Origin of the sequence: Mesorhizobium sp. M3A.F.Ca.ET.175.01.1.1 (assembly GCF_004791945.1) — a bacterium.
Lineage (GTDB): Bacteria > Pseudomonadota > Alphaproteobacteria > Rhizobiales > Rhizobiaceae > Mesorhizobium.
Genome location: NZ_SRTP01000326.1, coordinates 1 through 300 on the forward strand (window position 1 = coordinate 1; position 300 = coordinate 300).

The 300-nt window shown below is 63.0% G+C and carries 1 pseudogene; it reads left to right on the forward strand.

Annotated elements, in window-relative coordinates:
- Window positions 1–300, forward strand: a pseudogene (locus EN818_RS31840) (hypothetical protein); the annotation flags it as partial.

Below are 300 nucleotides of genomic sequence, written 5' to 3' on the forward strand. Positions count from 1 at the left end.
CGAGGTGCTGCCTCTGATTGAGCTGGACTTCGGCGACCGTGAAACGCGTCTTGTGACTTGGGAAGACAAGCAGCACATGGCTGTCGCGGCGCCGCAGACCATTTGCCCGGCGCGAATCGATAGTAAGCTTGCGACGGCGCTGCGGGATATTTCGGTTGCGACCTTCCGTGCCTGCCAATGCCGGGACTATGCCCGCGTTGACCTCCGGATCGACCGGTCCGGCCGGCCTTTTGTGTTGGAGATCAACTCCATGCCGGCGCTCGGCGCGAACAGCTTTTATCCCCTGGTCGCGAGGGCCGC